This window comes from Pseudomonas sp. GD04015, from assembly GCF_029837675.1.
GTDB classification, from domain to species: domain Bacteria; phylum Pseudomonadota; class Gammaproteobacteria; order Pseudomonadales; family Pseudomonadaceae; genus Aquipseudomonas; species Aquipseudomonas paralcaligenes.
Genome location: NZ_JAOEEE010000001.1, coordinates 21252 through 38587, shown reverse-complemented (window position 1 = coordinate 38587; position 17336 = coordinate 21252). Strand labels below are relative to the sequence as shown.

Below are 17336 nucleotides of genomic sequence, written 5' to 3'. Positions count from 1 at the left end.
GCCGCCCCGGCGCCGCTGGCAAGGCAGTAGTCGGGACGCATCCCGGCAGCCACGAACACGATTCCGCCGCACCACCGCCACTCAAGCGCTGCCGCGCACCCGCACCCAATCCAGGCCGAAGCGCGCCAGGTATTTGCGCAGACGATCGGCATCGTTGGCCTTGGCCTTCGCCTGGCGAGACACCCCGAACAGGCGCCGCCCCGCCTCGGACAGGCTGGCGCTTTCGCGGCAGACCGCGATCACCGCCTGCAACTGCAGACGGTCGAACAGATCGATGTCGGCAATCTGCTCGCCCAGCAACGCCTGCAAGTCATCCGGCCGCACCTCCAGCCCCCAGGCGTGGCGCAGCCGGGCGATCTCTTCCTCGACCTGGGTCTCGTCGATCCGCCCGCTGTCCGCCAGGGTCGCCATGCGGGTGATCGAGGCGGACAGCTCGCGGAAGTTGCCCTGCCACGCCGCCTCGCCGGAGGTGGCGAAGGCCAGGTAGCGGCGACGCGCCTCCAGGTTGAAGCGGACCAGTCGCCCCTGCTCGCGCGCATGACGCTCCAGTTCGAAGTCGATGTTCGGCTCGATGTCCTCGCGGCGCCCGGCAAGCCCGGGCAGGTCGAATGTCCACAGGTTAATCCGCGCGTAGAGGTCCTCGCGGAACGCCCCCTCGGCGACGCGCGCCCGCAGGTCGCGGTGGGTGCCGGCGATCAGCAGGAAATCGCTGGCCACCTCCTTGTCCGAACCAAGCGGGAAGAAGCGCTTCTCCTCGATGGCCTTGAGCAGCATGGCCTGCTCGTCGAGCCCCAGCTCGCCTATCTCGTCGAGAAACAGCATGCCGCCATCGGCCGCCCGCAGCAGGCCGTCACGGGCGTTCTGCGCACCGGTGAAGGCGCCCTTGATATGGCCGAACAGCGCCGACATGGCGCCATCGCCGCGCAAGGTCGCGCAGTTGACCTCGACGAAACGGCCATCGAGCTGGTGTCGGCTGCGCTTTAGCTCGTACACGCGGCGAGCGAGGAAGGACTTGCCGGCGCCGGTCGGGCCGATCAGCAACATCGGCGCCGTCGAGCGCACCGCCACCCGCTCGATCTGCTCGATGGAGCGGTTGAAGGCCGCATTGCGCGTGGCGATGCCGGACTTGAGGAAGGCCAGCCCTTCCAGGCGCTCGTGCTGGAAACGGGTCGCGATGCGGTCGTAACGCGACAGGTCGAGGTCGATCAGCGCGTGAGTGCCGGTGACCTGGGCCTCTTCATCGCGTCGACGCGCCGGCGATGTCTGCACCAGTCGCGCCGGCAGGTAGCGCGCCTCGGTGAGCAGGAACCAACAGATCTGCGCCACGTGGGTGCCGGTCGTGATGTGCACCAGATAGTCCTCACGCTCAGTATCGAAGGCGTAGGCGCTGGTGAAGTCATGCAGCGCGCCATAGACCTCTTCGAAATCCCAGGGATCGCGCAACCGCATCGGCTGCAGGCGCACCTCGGTTTCCGGCGAGACCTGCTCGATATCGGCGCGGATACGCTCGGCCAGGCTGACGTCGCGGGCATCCACGCCATGGATCAGCTCCAGCCTGTCGATCAGCAGGTCCGCCTGCTGGCACAGGCCGATGCTTGGTCGCCACTTTCCCCAGCGGTTGGCACCCTTGCCCACGCGATCGAGAGTGGAGCCGAGGAAGCCGATGGCGACGGTACGCTTGCGTGAAATGTTCATCCGCCTCTCGGTTTCCGTTAATGGGCGCAACCAATCTTATCTATAAGGATAAATTAATATCCATAAATCTATAAAAAACCAGACACCTGTCTCCAACCACAGGCGTTAATCCCACCGTATCTATAAATTTATTCTTTTAAATTCAATTAGTTGAAACATTTTAAGACTCACAAAGCCAAACCTGGCACAGCCACTGCAATAGTCCTGGCAAGCAAGGACAACAGAGCGAGATGCCAAGATGGCCAACTTCACATTGTTCAACACCCGAGACGCCCAGCTGCCTGCCTGCGATGCGCTGAACAGCCAGCAGGCTCCGGCCTACGCCTACAAACCCAGGCACAAGCTGGCGCAGATGGCGGTAACCGGCTGCCTGAACCAGACCTTCTATGCCGACGCCGAAACCCAGCTGGCCGAAGTGCTGAAACTGGTCGCCGAGCTGGACGCCCGCTACGTGACCAAGGCCGCACTGTACGCTCGCAAGAAAGGCCACATGAAAGACATGCCGGCCCTGTTGCTGGCCGCCCTGGCAGCGCAGCGTTCGAGCCTGGTGCCGGCTCTGTTCGGTCAGGTGGTGGACAACGGCAAGATGCTGCGCACCTTCGTGCAGATCCTGCGCAGCGGCGTGACCGGGCGTAAGTCCCTCGGCTCGCAGCCCAAGCGCCTGGTGCAGACGTGGCTGAACACGGCCAGCGAACGCCAGCTGCTGCAGGCCGCGATCGGCAACCAGCCGTCCCTGGCGGACGTGGTGAAGATGGTTCATCCCAAACCGGCCGAGGCCTGGCGCGAAGCCTTCTTCGCCTGGCTTATCGGCAAGCCGGTGGATGCCGCCGCCCTGCCGCCGCTGACCCGCGCCCTGTTGGCGTTTCGCAGCGGTGCGAGCAGCGAGCTGCCGGACGTGCCGTTCCAGCTGCTCGGCAACGAGACACTGAGCCCGGTGCAATGGGCCGAGCTGGCAGGCCGGATGGGCTGGCAGGCGCTGCGCATGAACCTCAACACCCTGGCGCGCCACGGAGCGTTCGCGGTCGAGGGTTGCACCGAGGTGGTAGCGGCACGCCTGGCCGATGCCGAAGCGGTGGCCAAGGCGCGGGTTTACCCGTACCAGTTGCTGGCCGCCTACCGGATGACCGGTGAAGGCATACCGCCGGCGGTGCGAGAGGCGCTGCAGGATGCCCTGGAGCTGTCGCTGGCCAACGTGCCGGCGCTGACCGGCAACGTGGTGGTATGCCCGGACGTGTCCGGCTCGATGCACAGCCCGGTCACGGGTTATCGCCAGGGCGCGACCACGGCGGTGCGCTGCATCGATGTGGCTGCGCTGGTGGCGGCGGCGATCCTGCGCAAGCAGCCGCAGGCCCGCATACTGCCGTTCGAGAACAGTGTGGTGAAGGTGGCGCTCAACCCGCGTGACAGCGTGATGAGCAACGCGCAGAAGCTGGCAGCAATCGGCGGCGGCGGGACCAGCTGTTCCGCCCCGCTGAAGCAACTGGCGGACGCCAAGGCCAAGGTGGACACGCTGATCCTGGTTTCCGACAACGAATCCTGGATCGATGCCCGCCGCCATGGCGCCACGGAAACCCTGCGCCAGTGGGCGCGGATCAAGCGGATCAACCCGCAGGCGCGGCTGATCTGCATCGACCTGCAGCCACATGGCACCACGCAGGCCGCGGACCGCGCGGACATCCTGAATGTTGGCGGCTTCAGCGACGCGGTGTTCGACGTGGCGGCACAGTTCGCCGCGGGTAACTTCGGCGCCGGCCACTGGGTCGACGCCATCGAGAAGATGGAGATATGAGAAAGCCCCCGACCAATTGGGGTCAGGGGCAAAAGATCAACGATTTCGAGCGTGTTCGAATGCCGATGGGACTACATCCAAGACGTCTCATCACTCCCCTGTCGAACACGAGCGAAGGCACGAATGCCAGTGGCTGTACATCGGTTAAGTGGGTTCGATTCCCGCCCGTGGCAACACGGAACAGCCACTCATTTTGTCGTGCCACCTGATTCACGGTTTTGCGACGAATGCCGGTGGAACTACACCCTTCCACGGTCGAGATGCGGGTTCGAATCCCGTCGGTTCCATCACTGGGGGGCCGTAGTTCAATGGCAGAACACGAAAATACGTTTCACCACCCTTGTCGTCGCATCTTTTTCAGGCCCGCCACGGCGGGCCGGCAGCGAATGCCACAGGCACTACATTGTGTCGCGGGTTCGAATCCCGCCCCGGCAACGGGTAGCTCAGTTGGTAGAGCAGATGTGCCTGTCACCTCGTCGCTGCACGGAGGCCACACCTCCACCCTTTTTGATCGACCCGGCGAATGCCGGCGGAACTACAGAACGCAAAGGTCGCGGGTTCGACTCCCGTCAGCCGCAAGGCTGTAGCTCAGCGGATAGAGCACTGCGCATGTTTCGCCACGAATTGTCGCCGCAATGAGAACAGGCTGGCGCGGCCAGCACGGATACGAGTGAATGACGATGCAAACCAAGACCTACAACCTGCTGGAAGTCGCCAACGGCAAGCCGATCAAGCTGTGGACCCATGGCGTTCCGGTCGAAGAAGACGCCAAGCAGCAACTGATGAACACCGCGAAGATGCCCTTCATCTTCAAGCACCTGGCCGTGATGCCGGACGTGCACCTGGGCAAGGGCTCGACCATCGGCAGCGTGATCCCCACGGTCGGCGCCATCATCCCGGCCGCGGTCGGAGTGGATATCGGCTGCGGGATGATCGCCGCGCGCACCTCGCTGATGGCCCACGACCTGCCGGATAACCTGGCAGGGCTGCGCGCCGCCATCGAGAAGGCCGTGCCGCACGGACGAACCTCCGGTCGTGGCGCTCGCGACAAAGGCGCCTGGGAAAACGTGCCGGAAATGACCGACCAGGCCTGGTCTGCCCTGAGCGAGCGCTTCAAGGCGATCACCGACAAATACCCGAGGCTCGCCAACACCAACAACCGCAAGCACCTGGGAACCCTGGGCACCGGCAACCATTTCATAGAAGTCTGCCTGGACGAGGTCAACCGCGTCTGGTTCATGCTGCACAGCGGCTCGCGCGGCGTGGGTAACGCCATCGGCAATCTGTTCATCGAGCTTGCCCAGGCCGATATGCGCCAGCACATCGCCAACCTGCCGGATCGCGACCTGGCGTACTTCGAGGAAGGCAGCCGGCACTTCGCCGACTACGTGGAAGCGGTGGGCTGGGCCCAGGACTTCGCCAAGCAGAACCGCGCACTGATGATGCACGCGGTGATCGCCGCCGCACGCGGGGTGATCGCCAAGCCGTTCGACGTGGCCCTGGAGGCGGTGAACTGCCACCACAACTACGTGCAGAAGGAACGGCATTTCGGCGAAGAGGTACTGGTGACCCGAAAAGGCGCGGTATCGGCGAAGAAAGGCGAACTGGGGATCATCCCCGGCTCGATGGGCGCCAAGAGCTTCATCGTCCGCGGCCTGGGCAACGAGGAGGCGTTCTGCTCCTGCAGCCACGGTGCCGGTCGGACCATGAGCCGGACCAAGGCCAAGAAGCTGTTCACCGTGGACGACCAGATTCGCGCCACGGCCCATGTCGAATGCCGAAAGGACGCCGACGTGATCGACGAAATCCCGATGGCCTACAAGGACATCGACCATGTCATGGAAGCCCAGCGCGAGCTGGTGGAAGTCGTGCATACCCTGCGACAGGTGGTATGCGTGAAAGGATAGAAAGATGAAATACCTGAAAGACTGGCTGGAACGGCTGAAAAGCCGCCCGGCCTCCGGTAACTACTGGGAAAACCATCGCCGTCACGAGGCATGTGAGGCCCTGGCCGCCTGCGGCGACACAAATGACTGGCTCACGCTCAGCACCCACGGCAACGGCTTCGTTCGCGAGATCGCCGTGCGCAAGCTGAGTGAACAGTCGTCGCCAGCCGCGCTGGCAGCGCTGCTGGAACGGGTCAACGACTGGGTACCGCAGGTGCGCGAGCTGGCCGTCACGGCCGTGCAGCGCTATCTGATCCCCGAGCAGGCTCCCGCCTTGCTGCATGCCCTGCCGCAGTTGATGGCCCTGGCCGAGCGCCAGCGCGCCGACCACGGCCCTACGCTGGCGGCGGCACGTGCCGCGCTGCAGGCGCCCGAGGTTCGCAAGGGGGTAGAGGCCTCGTTCGTTGCCCGGCATGGTCAGGCAGCGAGGTTTCTCTTCGACTTGCTGCTGGAAGTGAGTGACGAACCGGCCAACCTGCTGAGAACCGCCCTGGCTCATCGCGAGATGACCGTGCGCCAGATGGCTGTGCCAGCCTGCCAGGCCCTGCCGACCGAACAAGCTCACTCGTTGCTGCTGGATGCGCTCAAGAACCCCGGGGCCAGTGTTCAGGTCAGCGTGCTTCGTAGCCTGCTGACACGGCTCGACGACCCACGAGAGGTCTTGCGCGACGCGCTGCTGGCTGCCTCTCCTTCGGTGCGCAACCTGGCCCGCTGGGCGGCCCCGCGCTGGCAGATCGAACCGCGCGAAGTGCTTGAGACTCGCTTGCGCCAGCCCATGCCAAAGCGAAAGCGCGAATGGCTGGGTGTACTTGGCCTGGCCTGCGAGCTGGCTGTCGAGCTGGACGAACCCTGGTGTTCCAGCGCCCTGCTCTCGCCGATGAGCAGTGTGCGGCTGGCCGCCGTCGCAGGGCTAGCCGACACACAGCTCAGGGAACAGCTGGCCGCGCTGGATGACCCCGCCGACAAGGTCTTCGCGAAAGCCGTAGAGCACCTGGGCAAGCAGCTCTGGACAGTACTGCAGACCGAACTCGACGACCGCCTGGATCGTGACTGGCACAGCCTGCCAGCAGCGCGCCGAGCTGCCCTGATGAACCTGCGTCCCCGCTGGCAACAACTGGCCTACCTGCTGCTCCGACTGGATGCCAACCCGGAGGAACAGGATAGCTGGCTGAAGCTGATAGCCGCCTGGTGCCAATGGCAATACGTGGTGATCGACCCGACCACCGCGAAAGCCGACAGAGAACGGCTGATAGTTCGGGTTCGCGATCTCGAGAACAGTGGCGCCCTGCCTGACGGTTGCGCGGCCCGCCTGTCATGAGCATGGAAGAAAGGCCCGGCTGACGCTGCCACGCACCAAGGTGGATAACAGGCTGCTCGACGGCTACCCGCTCCAGATAGTCAAGCAATACGCACGAAAGAAACTCGGCTCACCGCCGAGACAGGGAACAGAAATGAACAAGGACATCCTCGAACTGGACGGCGCCATCGGCGGAGGCCAGGTACTGCGCAGCGCGCTGAGCCTGTCGATGCTCAGCGGCAGGCCGTTCTCCATCCACAATATTCGCGCCAGGCGCAGCCGCCCCGGCCTGCTGCGTCAGCACCTGACCGCCGTACAGGCGGCGGCGCAGGTCTGCTCGGCCGAGGTCGAGGGCGCGGAACTGGGATCGCAGCGGCTGAGCTTCAGCCCCGGCGCCATTCGCGGCGGCAACTATCGGTTCGCCATCGGCAGCGCCGGCAGCTGCACCCTGGTGCTGCAGACACTGCTGCCCGCCCTGTTGCGAGCCGATGCGCCGAGCACACTGCACATCAGCGGCGGCACTCACAATCCGCTGGCGCCACCGGCGGACTTCCTGCTGCGCGCCTGGTTGCCGCTCCTGCGGCGTATGGGTGCCAAGGTCGATATGCAGTTGCTCCGTCATGGTTTCGCACCGGCCGGAGGCGGGGTGATCTCGTCCCAAGTCGAACCGTCCTTCCTCTCGCCCCTGCACCTGCTCGAGCCGGGAGCGGTACTGCGGCAGGAGGCCAGCGCCCTGCTCGCCGGTATTCCGGGGCATGTCGGCGAACGCGAGCTTGCCCGGGTCATGAAACGCCTCAAGTGGCCGGATGGGGACCTGCGATTCGTCTGGCTGGAACAGGAGGAAGGACCAGGCAACGCGCTATTGCTGGAGATCGTCTGCGAGCAGGTGACGGAAATCTTCAGCGCCTTCGGCCAGAACGGCATACGCGCCGAGCGGGTAGCCGACAGCGCCATCGACCAGGCACGCGAGTGGCTGCAGAGCGGCACCGCGGTGGCGGAACACCTGGCCGACCAGTTGCTGCTGCCCATGGCGCTGGCCGGTGGCGGCAGCTTCACTACGCCGCGGATGACGGAGCATCTGGCGAGCAATCTCGAGGTACTGCAGCGCTTCCTGCCCGTGGTCGTCCGTTGCAGCGAGCCCCGTTGCGGGGCATTGCTCATCGAGCTGAGCGCCTAAACCTTCCGTCGCCCCTGAAAAAGGCTCTGTCCACGTTAGTTGTTGCACACCTTGTGGGAACGGATTTATCCGCGATTTCGCGGCCAATCGGGATGCCGCCAGCCGCTCCCACAAAGCGGGATTGCGCCACCAGCACGTAACTAAGCCATGAAAAAGGCCGCCAGACGGCGGCCTTCGGGCATCGCGGGGGAGATCAGACCACGCCCTGGGCCAGCATGGCGTCGGCGACTTTCACGAAGCCGGCGATGTTGGCGCCCTTGACGTAGTTGATCCGGCCGTTTTCCTCGCCGTGGTGCACGCAGGCGTGGTGGATGTTCTGCATGATGCCGTGCAGACGCTGGTCCACTTCGCCGGCGCTCCAGTGCAGGCGCATGGCGTTCTGGCTCATTTCCAGGCCGCTGGTGGCCACGCCGCCGGCGTTGGAGGCCTTGCCCGGGGCGTAGAGGATGCCGGCCTCGATGAACAGGTCGACGGCTTCCAGGGTCGACGGCATGTTGGCGCCTTCGGCGACGCAGATGCAGCCGTTGCTCAGCAGCGTGCGGGCGTCCTCGGCGTCCAGCTCGTTCTGGGTGGCGCAGGGCAGCGCGATGTCGCACGCCAGGCCCCACGGGCGCTGGCCGGCGAGGAAGCGCAGGCCGAAGTGCTCGGCCATCTCGCTGATGCGGCCGCGGCGCACGTTCTTCAGGTCCATCAGGTACTGCCACTGTTCTTCGGTGAGGCCTTCCTCGGCGAACAGGGTGCCCTCGGAGTCGGACAGGGAGATGACCTTGCCGCCCAGCTCCATGACCTTCTGCGCCGCGTACTGGGCGACGTTGCCCGAGCCGGAGACAGTCACGCGCTTGCCGTCGAAACCCTCGCCCTTCCGCTTGAGCATTTCCTCGGCGAAGTACACGCAGCCGTAGCCGGTGGCTTCCGGGCGGATCAGGCTGCCGCCGTAGGTCAGGCCCTTGCCGGTCAGCACCGAGGTGAATTCGTTGGCCAGGCGCTTGTACTGGCCGAACAGGTAGCCGATCTCGCGCGCGCCGACGCCGATGTCTCCGGCCGGCACGTCGAGGTCAGCACCGACGTGGCGGTACAGCTCGCTCATGAAGGACTGGCAGAAGCGCATCACTTCGCCGTCGCTGCGGCCCTTCGGATCGAAGTCCGAGCCGCCCTTGCCGCCGCCCATGGGCAGGGAGGTCAGCGAGTTCTTGAACACCTGCTCGAAGGCGAGGAACTTGAGCACGCCCAGGTTGACCGACGGGTGGAAGCGCAGGCCGCCCTTGTACGGGCCGATGGCGCTGCTCATCTGCACGCGGAAGCCGCGGTTGACATGGACCCGCCCCTTGTCGTCGACCCACGGCACGCGGAACAGGATGGCCCGCTCGGGCTCGACGATGCGCTCGACGATGCCGGCTTCCACGTAGTGAGGGTTGGCTTCGAGGAAGGGCCAGAGGGAGCGCAGCACCTCTTCCACCGCCTGGTGGAACTCGGGCTGGTCGGGATCGCGCTGCTTGAGGCGCGCGAGAAAGCTGTCGACGGACTGGATCATGAGGCACCCGCACTGATTCGATATTTCAGGGGGCGAGACTCTAGCAATCGCGAGAGCACCAATAAAGAACAAAATGGCGCTTTTATGAATCTATTTGGTGCATTTCTGTAAAAGAAACTGGAAAAACCATGAAAAAACGGGGCCATCCGGCCCCGTCTTCATGCACGTCATTGGTGCGGATACGCACCAGACGGGCACATCACTGCGCCAGCTTCTTGTGGCGGACCCGGTGCGGCTGGGCAGCGGCCTCGCCGAGGCGTTTCTTGCGGTCGGCCTCGAACTCGGTGTAGTTGCCCTCGAAGAAGTACACCTGGCCATCGTCCTCGTAGGAGAGGATGTGGGTGGCGATACGGTCCAGGAACCAGCGGTCGTGGCTGATCACGATGGTGGCGCCGGGGAAGTCCAGCAGCGCCTCTTCCAGGGCGCGCAGGGTTTCCACGTCGAGGTCGTTGGACGGTTCGTCGAGCAGCAGCACGTTGCCGCCCTGCTTCAGGGTCAGCGCCAGGTGCAGGCGGCCGCGTTCACCGCCGGAGAGGTCCTTGACGAACTTCTGCTGGTCGGCGCCCTTGAAGTTGAAGCGCCCGACGTAGCCACGCGACGGCACCTCGTAGTTGCCGACCTTGATCATGTCGAGGCCGTCGGAGACCTGCTCCCACACGGTCTTGCCGCCGTCCAGGCTGTCGCGGCTCTGGTCGACGCTGGCGATCTGCACGGTGTCGCCGATCTCGATGGTGCCGGAGTCCGGCTGCTCCTTGCCGGTGATCATGCGGAACAGGGTCGACTTGCCCGCGCCGTTGCCGCCGATCACGCCGACGATGGCGCCCCTGGGGATGCTGAGCGACAGGTTGTCGATCAGCACGCGATCACCGTAGCCCTTGCTGACGTTGTTCAGCTCGATGACCTTGTCACCCAGGCGCGGACCAGCCGGGATGTAGATCTCGTTGGTCTCGCTGCGCTTCTGGAATTCCTGGGACTGCATTTCCTCGAAGCGCTGCAGGCGGGCCTTGGACTTGGACTGGCGGGCCTTGGCGCCCTGGCGCACCCACTCCAGCTCGGCCTTCATCGCCTTGGCGTGGGACGCCTCCTGCTTGGCCTCCTGGGCCAGGCGGTTGGACTTCGACTCCAGCCAGCCGGAGTAATTGCCCTCGTAGGGGATGCCGTGGCCACGGTCCAGTTCGAGAATCCAGCCAGCGACGTTGTCGAGGAAGTAGCGGTCGTGGGTGATCGCCACCACGGTGCCCGGGAAGTCGTGGAGGAAGCGTTCCAGCCAAGCGACGGAGTCGGCGTCCAGGTGGTTGGTCGGTTCGTCCAGCAGCAGCATGTCGGGGGCCGACAGCAGCAGGCGGCACAGCGCCACGCGGCGCTTCTCGCCACCGGACAGGTGCTCGATCTTCGCCTCCCACGGCGGCAGGCGCAGGGCGTCGGCGGCGACTTCCAGCTGGCGCTCCAGGTTGTGGCCGTCGCTGGCCTGGAGGATAGCCTCCAGCTTGGCCTGCTCGGCGGCCAGTGCGTCGAAGTCGGCATCCGGTTCGGCGTAGGCGGCATACACTTCATCCAGACGGGCCTGGGCCTGCTTGATCTCGCCCACGGCCTCCTCGACGATCTCGCGCACGGTCTTGGCCGGGTCGAGCTGCGGCTCCTGCGGCAGGTAGCCGACCTTGATGCCCGGCATCGGGCGGGCCTCGCCGTCGATCTCGGTGTCGACCCCGGCCATGATGCGCAGCAGGGTGGACTTGCCGGCGCCGTTCAGGCCGAGCACGCCGATCTTGGCGCCGGGGAAGAACGACAGGGAGATGTCCTTGAGGATTTCGCGCTTCGGGGGCACGACCTTGCTGACCCGATGCATGGTATAGACGTACTGAGCCATGGCTGACCTTGGTTCTGCGTAAACTGGAAATGAAAAGGAAACCGCGCCCCCAGCCCACCGGCCGGAGGCAGTAATTCCGGGAGCGAGGGGCAGTATCAGGAAACCGTGCGCCCGCGCGTGCGGCAAAGCTACCGGAATGCACCGCGCGGGGCAAACCAGGCGATGGGCTGTGATGGCACTGTGCCGTTTTTACGGGCATGCTACGCGGTCCCGATTGCCAGGAAGGCCCCGACTTGGCAACCGTACGTGCAGGGTTCATAACGCGTGTCACTATCCCGCCTCCGTTCTTCCCGCTCCTCGGGCGACCCCCTCGCCCGGCCCAGCCGCGGCTCCCTGAAGGGCGCCCTGGCACTGCTGGTGGCCCTGATGCTGGGCCTGCTGCTGTGGCAGTTGCAGCAGGAGGCGAGCCACCTGGAGCAGAGCGAGCGCCAGCGCCACCTGGACCACGCCAGCCAGCTCGCCAGCCATCTGGCCCTGACCATGCGGCTCAAGGCGGAGTCCGGCCGTATCTTCCTCGCCAGCCAGGCCCGCCAGCCCCTGAGCGGAGAGCCGCTCGACGCGCTGCTGGAGCGCCTGCATCGCTACTACCCCACGCTGGACAGCCTCGCCTGGGTCGACGCCGATGGCCGGGTGCTGGGCGATAGCCGCCCGGCCGCCGATGACGGCGCGCCGTTCGACCGGAACCAGCCCTACCACTTCGCGCTGTCCCGCCTCGATCCCGGCCTGATCCAGGTCGACCTGCAGTCGCCGGATGACGCGGGCGGCTGGCGCCTGCGCTTCGCGGCCGAGGCCCTGCGCCACTGGCTGCCGGAACAGCCGGCCGACCTGCCCTGGCTGCTGCATGAAGAGGCTCGCGGCCTGGTCCTGCTGCGCCACCCCGCCGGCGACCGGGCCGAGCGCCTGACCGACGCGGAGCGGGCACTGAGCATCCAGCGCACCCCGCTGGCCGGCAGCGACTGGCAGGTGGTCGCCCTGTTCGACGCCCCCGCCCTGCGCGCCAAGGTGCTGCCGCGCCAGGCCAGCAAGCTGCTGCTGTTCATCCTCTGCGGGACGCTGACGCTGCTCGCCCTGTTCGGTCTGCTGCGCGAACAGAGCCGCCTGCGCGCCTACCACGCGCTGTCGCGCCGCTCCATGGAGGACGCCATCGGCGCCCTCGGTGCGATCGACGAACGGGTGCTGGTGACCCAGCCCGACGGCCATATCAGCTACCTCAACCCGCGCGCCGAACAGATGTTCGGCCTGGACCTGGCCACCGCCAGCCAGATGCACCTGCTGGAGCTGCTACCGGCACTGGCGCCTTGGCTGGAGAACGCCTTCTACGAGCAGAGCGCGCCGATCGAGGTGCTGCAGGACGGCGAGCGCCGCCTGTACGACGTCACCTGCCACGCCCTCTACACCGACAACCCGGAGCCGGGGCGCGCTTGGGTGCTGCGCGACGTGACCGAGGAACAGCAGGCCCTGCGCGTGCTGCAGGACACCCGCCGGCGCTACCAGGACATCTTCGAGGGCAGCGGCGTGGCCCTCTGCGTGCTCGACCTGTACGAGCTGAGCACCTACCTCGAGGCCCAGGGCCTGCACAGCAGCGCCGAGCTGCAGCCCTGGCTGGACGAAGACGAGGCGCGCCACGAGGAGCTGCTGCGGCGTATCCGCGTCAGCGAGGTGAACAAAGTGGCCCTGCAGCTGCTCGGCGTCGACAGCCCGCAGCAGGTCTGGGAACACCTGATCGCCGCCGCGCCCCTGCGCCCGGGCGGTCCGCGCCACACCCTGGTCAGCGCCCTGCTCGACGGCGACCGGGACATGATGGTGGAGAACCGCATGTTCACGCCGCAGGGCCACGAGCGTTACCTGTGGCTCAACCTGCAGTTCCCGGAGAGCCGCGAGGAACTGCACGCAGTAACCCTGAGCGTGCACGACATCACCAGCCGCAAGCGCGTCGAGCTGTCGCTGGTCGAGCGCGAGCGCTTCTGGTCCGACGTGCTGCGCTCGGTGCCGGACACCCTGTACGTGCACGACATGGGCACCATGCGGGTGATGTTCAGCAACAACCGCCTAGGCCCCGACCTGGGCTACAGCAAGGAAGAGATGCGTCGCTTCGGCGACAAGCTGTGGGAGAAGATCCTCCACCCCGACGACGTCGAGCTGTACCAGCGCGTGCGCAACCTGCAGAAGGTAGTCGGCGACGGCCAGCTGCTGCACTGCCAACTGCGCTGGCGCCACCGCGACGGCAGCTGGCACTGGTTCGACATCCGCGAGCACGCGCTCAGCCGCGACCGCAGCGGCAGGGTCAGCCGCCTGATCGGCGTGGCCAAAGACATCACCGGCGAGATCAACGCCCAGGCCAGCCTGCTCGACAGCGAGCGGCGCTACCGACTGCTGGCGGAGAGCATCAGTGACGTGATCCTCTCCACCGACAGCACGATGAAGCTCAACTACGTCAGTCCGTCGGCCGAAGGCTTCTTCGGCTACAGCCCCGAATGGGTGCTGGAGAACGGCCTGCTCGACATCGCCACCAGCCCGCGCCAGCTGGCCGACCTCCTGCAACTGCTGGAGCAGGTGCGCGGCGCCCTCGGCGATGCACAGCGGCTGGCCGAACTGCAGACGGGCCTGGGCGGGCGCACCTTCGTCTTCGACGGCGTGCGCGCCGACGGCCGCAAGATCACCGTGGAGATGCGCCTGACCCTGATGTGGGACGAACAGGAGCGCTTCGAGGGCGTGCTCGGCATCGGCCGCGACATCACCCAGCAGCGCCGCGCCGAGCGCGACCTGCGCATGGCGGCCACGGTATTCGACCACTCCACCGCCGCCATCCTGGTCACCGACCCGGCCGGCTACATCGTGCGCATCAACGAGACCTTCCAGCGCATCACCGGCTTCGCCGGCGCCGAGGTGCTCGACCAGATGCCCGGCATGCTCACCGCCGACCGTCAGCAGGCCGCCCAGTTCGCCTACATCCTCGCCCAGCTCAACAAGCACGGCAGCTGGGAAGGCGAAGTCTGGCTCAAGCGTCGCAACGGCGAGCAGTTCCCCGCCTGGGTCGGCATCACCGCGGTGCAGGACGACGACGGCGACCTGGTCAGCTACGTGTGCTTCTTCAACGACATCAGCGAGCGCAAGGCCAGCGAGCAGCGCATCCACCGCCTGGCCTACTACGACGCCCTGACCCTGCTGCCCAACCGCACCCTGTTCCAGGACCGCCTGCACACCGCCCTGCTGCACGCCGAGCGGCACGACGAGTGGGTGGTACTGATGTTCCTCGACCTCGACCGCTTCAAGCCGATCAACGACTCCCTCGGTCACGCCGCTGGCGATCGCATGCTCAAGGACGTGGCCGTGCGCCTGGCTGCCTGCGTCGACGAGGACGACACCGTGGCGCGCATGGGCGGCGACGAATTCACCCTGCTGCTGCAGCCGCGCAACACCCGGGCGGGCGCCCTCAACCGGGCCATCCACGTGGCCGAGCGGATTCTCGCCAGCCTGGCCCAGCCGTTCGTCCTGCAGGGCCGCGAGTTCTTCGTCACCGCCTCCATCGGCATCGCCCTCAGCCCGCAGGACGGCGACGAGCTGAGCCAGCTGATGAAGAACGCCGACACCGCCATGTACCACGCCAAGGAGCGCGGCAAGAACAACTTCCAGTTCTACCAGGCGGAGATGAACGCCACCGCCCTGCAGCGCCTGGAGCTGGAGAGCGACCTGCGCCACGCCCTGGAGCAGGGCCAGTTCCTCCTCTATTACCAGCCGCAGCTGTCCAGCGACGGCAAGCGCCTGACCGGCGTCGAGGCCCTGCTGCGCTGGAACCACCCGCGCCGTGGCCTGGTGGCGCCCTACGAGTTCATTCCGGTGCTAGAGGAGCTGGGCCTGATCGTCCAGGTCGGCGACTGGGTGATCGCCGAGGCCTGCCGCCAGCTCAAGGCCTGGCACGACGCCGAGGTCAGGGTGCCCAAGGTCTCGGTCAACCTGTCCGCCCGCCAGTTCGCCGACGGCCAGCTGGGCATGCGCATCTCCCGCGTCCTCGGCGAGAGCGGCCTGCCGCCGGCCTGCCTGGAGCTGGAACTGACCGAATCGATCCTGATGCGCGACGTCGGCGAGACCCTGCAGGTGCTGGCCAGCCTCAAGCGCCTGAGCCTGTCCATCGCGGTGGACGACTTCGGCACCGGCTACTCGTCGCTCAACTACCTCAAGCAGTTCCCCATCGACGTGCTGAAGATCGACCGCAGCTTCGTCGACGGCGTGCCCGGCGGCGAGCAGGACGCGCAGATCGCCCGCGCCATCATCGCCATGGCCCACAGCCTGAACCTGGCGGTGATCGCCGAGGGCGTGGAGACCCAGGGCCAGCTGGACTTCCTCCGCGAGCACGGCTGCGACGAGGTGCAGGGCTATCTGTTCGGCAAGCCGATGGCGGCCGACCAGTTCGAGGCGCAGTTCGGCGGCAGCGCCCTGTTCATGCTCACCTGAGCGGCGGCCTCGCGCTAGGCGCCGTGGGAGCGGCCTTGGCAGCGAAGTCCTTACCGCTCCGGCCCGGTTCGCGGCCAAGGCCGCTCCCACAACTCCGCCCATCGCCTGCTTTCGCGAGAGCATGAACAGGTTCGGCGGTGCGTGAGTCCCGCTCGTCCGCCACTTGACCGCCTTTCATGTGCCAGGCTGTGGCACATCGGGTAGAATGCGCGCTTTTCCCCCAGCACCCCGATCCCTAAGAGGACCGCCATGTTCAGCCGTGACTTGACCATTGCCCGCTACGATGCAGAACTCTTCGCCGCCATGGAGCAGGAAGCCCAGCGCCAGGAAGAGCACATCGAGCTGATCGCCTCCGAGAACTACACCAGCCCGGCGGTGATGGAAGCCCAGGGCAGCGTGCTGACCAACAAGTACGCCGAAGGCTACCCGGGCAAGCGCTACTACGGCGGCTGCGAGTACGTCGACGTGGTCGAGCAACTGGCCATCGACCGTGCCAAGGAGCTGTTCGGCGCCGACTACGCCAACGTCCAGCCGCACGCCGGTTCCCAGGCCAACGCCGCCGTCTACCTGGCCCTGCTGAGCGCCGGCGACACCATCCTCGGCATGAGCCTGGCCCACGGCGGCCACCTGACCCACGGCGCCTCCGTGTCCTCCTCCGGCAAGCTGTACAACGCCGTGCAGTACGGCATCACCGACGCCGGCCTGATCGACTACGACGAAGTCGAGCGCCTGGCCCTCGAGCACAAGCCGAAGATGATCGTCGCCGGCTTCTCCGCCTACTCCCAGGTGCTGGACTTCGCCCGCTTCCGCGCCATCGCCGACAAGGTAGGCGCCTACCTGTTCGTCGACATGGCCCACGTGGCCGGTCTGGTCGCCGCCGGCGTGTACCCGAACCCGGTGCCGTTCGCCGACGTGGTCACCACCACCACCCACAAGACCCTGCGCGGCCCGCGCGGCGGCCTGATCCTGGCGAAGAAGAACGAGGAGATCGAGAAGAAGCTCAACTCCGCCGTCTTCCCGGGCGCCCAGGGCGGCCCGCTGGAGCACGTGATCGCGGCCAAGGCCATCTGCTTCAAGGAAGCCCTGCAGCCCGAGTTCAAGGCCTACCAGCAGCAGGTGGTGAAGAACGCCCAGGCCATGGCCGGCGTGTTCATCGAGCGCGGCTTCGATGTGGTTTCCGGCGGCACCCAGAACCACCTGTTCCTGCTGTCCCTGATCAAGCAGGACATCACCGGCAAGGACGCGGACGCCGCCCTGGGTCGCGCCTTCATCACCGTGAACAAGAACAGCGTGCCGAACGACCCACGCTCGCCCTTCGTCACCTCCGGCCTGCGCATCGGCACCCCGGCCGTCACCACCCGTGGCTTCAAGGAAGCCGAGTGCCAGGAACTGGCCGGCTGGATCTGCGACATCCTGCAGAACCTGGGCGACGAGTCCGTGGTCGACGCGGTACGCGAGAAGGTCAAGGCCGTGTGCGCCAAGTTCCCGGTCTACGGCAACTGAGCCTCAGCGCTGTATGAAAAAGCCCGGCACTCGCCGGGCTTTTTCGTTTCTGCCACCCGTTCTTGAATCCGTTCTCAGC

Annotated in this window: 9 protein-coding genes; 6 read left to right on the top strand and 3 right to left on the bottom strand. The window is 66.2% G+C overall.

Going from position 1 to position 17336, the window contains the following annotated elements:
- Positions 1-81: 81 nt before the first annotated feature.
- The gene (gene rtcR, locus N7640_RS00165) at positions 82-1695 is read right to left on the bottom strand and encodes an RNA repair transcriptional activator RtcR (RefSeq protein WP_279903337.1); all 1614 of its coding nucleotides are present in this window, start codon (positions 1693-1695) and stop codon (positions 82-84) included.
- A gap of 238 nt (positions 1696-1933) precedes the next feature.
- On the opposite strand from rtcR, the gene N7640_RS00160 reads away from it, so the two are divergent.
- The 4 genes from N7640_RS00160 (at position 1934) to rtcA (ending at position 7904) form a co-directional block, all read left to right on the top strand.
- The gene (locus tag N7640_RS00160) at positions 1934-3484 is read left to right on the top strand and encodes a TROVE domain-containing protein (protein WP_279903338.1); all 1551 of its coding nucleotides are present in this window, start codon (positions 1934-1936) and stop codon (positions 3482-3484) included.
- 680 nt (positions 3485-4164) lie between these two features.
- On the top strand, positions 4165-5391 hold the full coding sequence (locus tag N7640_RS00155) for an RtcB family protein (RefSeq protein WP_279903350.1): 1227 nt from the start codon (positions 4165-4167) through the stop codon (positions 5389-5391).
- Positions 5392-5395: 4 nt separating this feature from the next.
- Entirely contained in the window at positions 5396-6748 is a 1353-nt protein-coding gene (locus N7640_RS00150) for a PBS lyase (RefSeq protein WP_279903339.1), read from the top strand.
- 133 nt (positions 6749-6881) lie between these two features.
- Positions 6882-7904 (top strand): RNA 3'-terminal phosphate cyclase, encoded by a 1023-nt coding sequence (gene rtcA / locus N7640_RS00145; protein WP_279903341.1) that lies wholly within the window; start codon positions 6882-6884, stop codon positions 7902-7904.
- A gap of 193 nt (positions 7905-8097) precedes the next feature.
- On the opposite strand, the gene gdhA is transcribed toward rtcA, so the two are convergent.
- Together gdhA and ettA are read right to left on the bottom strand one after the other, a co-directional pair.
- Positions 8098-9435, bottom strand: coding sequence for an NADP-specific glutamate dehydrogenase (gdhA, locus tag N7640_RS00140; RefSeq protein ID WP_220814570.1), 1338 nt, complete (start codon positions 9433-9435; stop codon positions 8098-8100).
- 199 nt (positions 9436-9634) lie between these two features.
- Entirely contained in the window at positions 9635-11302 is a 1668-nt protein-coding gene (gene ettA, locus N7640_RS00135) for an energy-dependent translational throttle protein EttA (RefSeq protein WP_279903343.1), read from the bottom strand.
- 366 nt (positions 11303-11668) lie between these two features.
- On the opposite strand from ettA, the gene N7640_RS00130 reads away from it, so the two are divergent.
- Complete coding sequence (locus N7640_RS00130) at positions 11669-15754, top strand: EAL domain-containing protein (RefSeq protein WP_279903351.1); 4086 nt, start codon at positions 11669-11671, stop codon at positions 15752-15754.
- Positions 15755-16003: 249 nt separating this feature from the next.
- Positions 16004-17257 carry a serine hydroxymethyltransferase gene (glyA, locus tag N7640_RS00125; RefSeq protein ID WP_279905668.1) on the top strand — a complete coding sequence of 418 codons (1254 nt, stop codon included), beginning with the start codon at positions 16004-16006 and terminating at the stop codon, positions 17255-17257.
- Positions 17258-17336 lie beyond the last annotated feature (79 nt).

What these genes read in the sequence shown, in the direction of transcription:
- N7640_RS00130 (WP_279903351.1), top strand. Translation starts at nt 11,669, where the DNA reads ATGCTGGGCCTGCTGCTGTGGCAGTTGCAGCAGGAGGCGAGCCACCTG.
- glyA (WP_279905668.1), top strand. Translation starts at nt 16,004, where the DNA reads ATGTTCAGCCGTGACTTGACCATTGCCCGCTACGATGCAGAACTCTTC.
- rtcA (WP_279903341.1), top strand. Translation starts at nt 6,882, where the DNA reads ATGAACAAGGACATCCTCGAACTGGACGGCGCCATCGGCGGAGGCCAG.
- N7640_RS00155 (WP_279903350.1), top strand. Translation starts at nt 4,165, where the DNA reads ATGCAAACCAAGACCTACAACCTGCTGGAAGTCGCCAACGGCAAGCCG.
- rtcR (WP_279903337.1), bottom strand. Translation starts at nt 1,695, where the DNA reads ATGAACATTTCACGCAAGCGTACCGTCGCCATCGGCTTCCTCGGCTCC.
- gdhA (WP_220814570.1), bottom strand. Translation starts at nt 9,435, where the DNA reads ATGATCCAGTCCGTCGACAGCTTTCTCGCGCGCCTCAAGCAGCGCGAT.
- ettA (WP_279903343.1), bottom strand. Translation starts at nt 11,302, where the DNA reads ATGGCTCAGTACGTCTATACCATGCATCGGGTCAGCAAGGTCGTGCCC.
- N7640_RS00160 (WP_279903338.1), top strand. Translation starts at nt 1,934, where the DNA reads ATGGCCAACTTCACATTGTTCAACACCCGAGACGCCCAGCTGCCTGCC.
- N7640_RS00150 (WP_279903339.1), top strand. Translation starts at nt 5,396, where the DNA reads ATGAAATACCTGAAAGACTGGCTGGAACGGCTGAAAAGCCGCCCGGCC.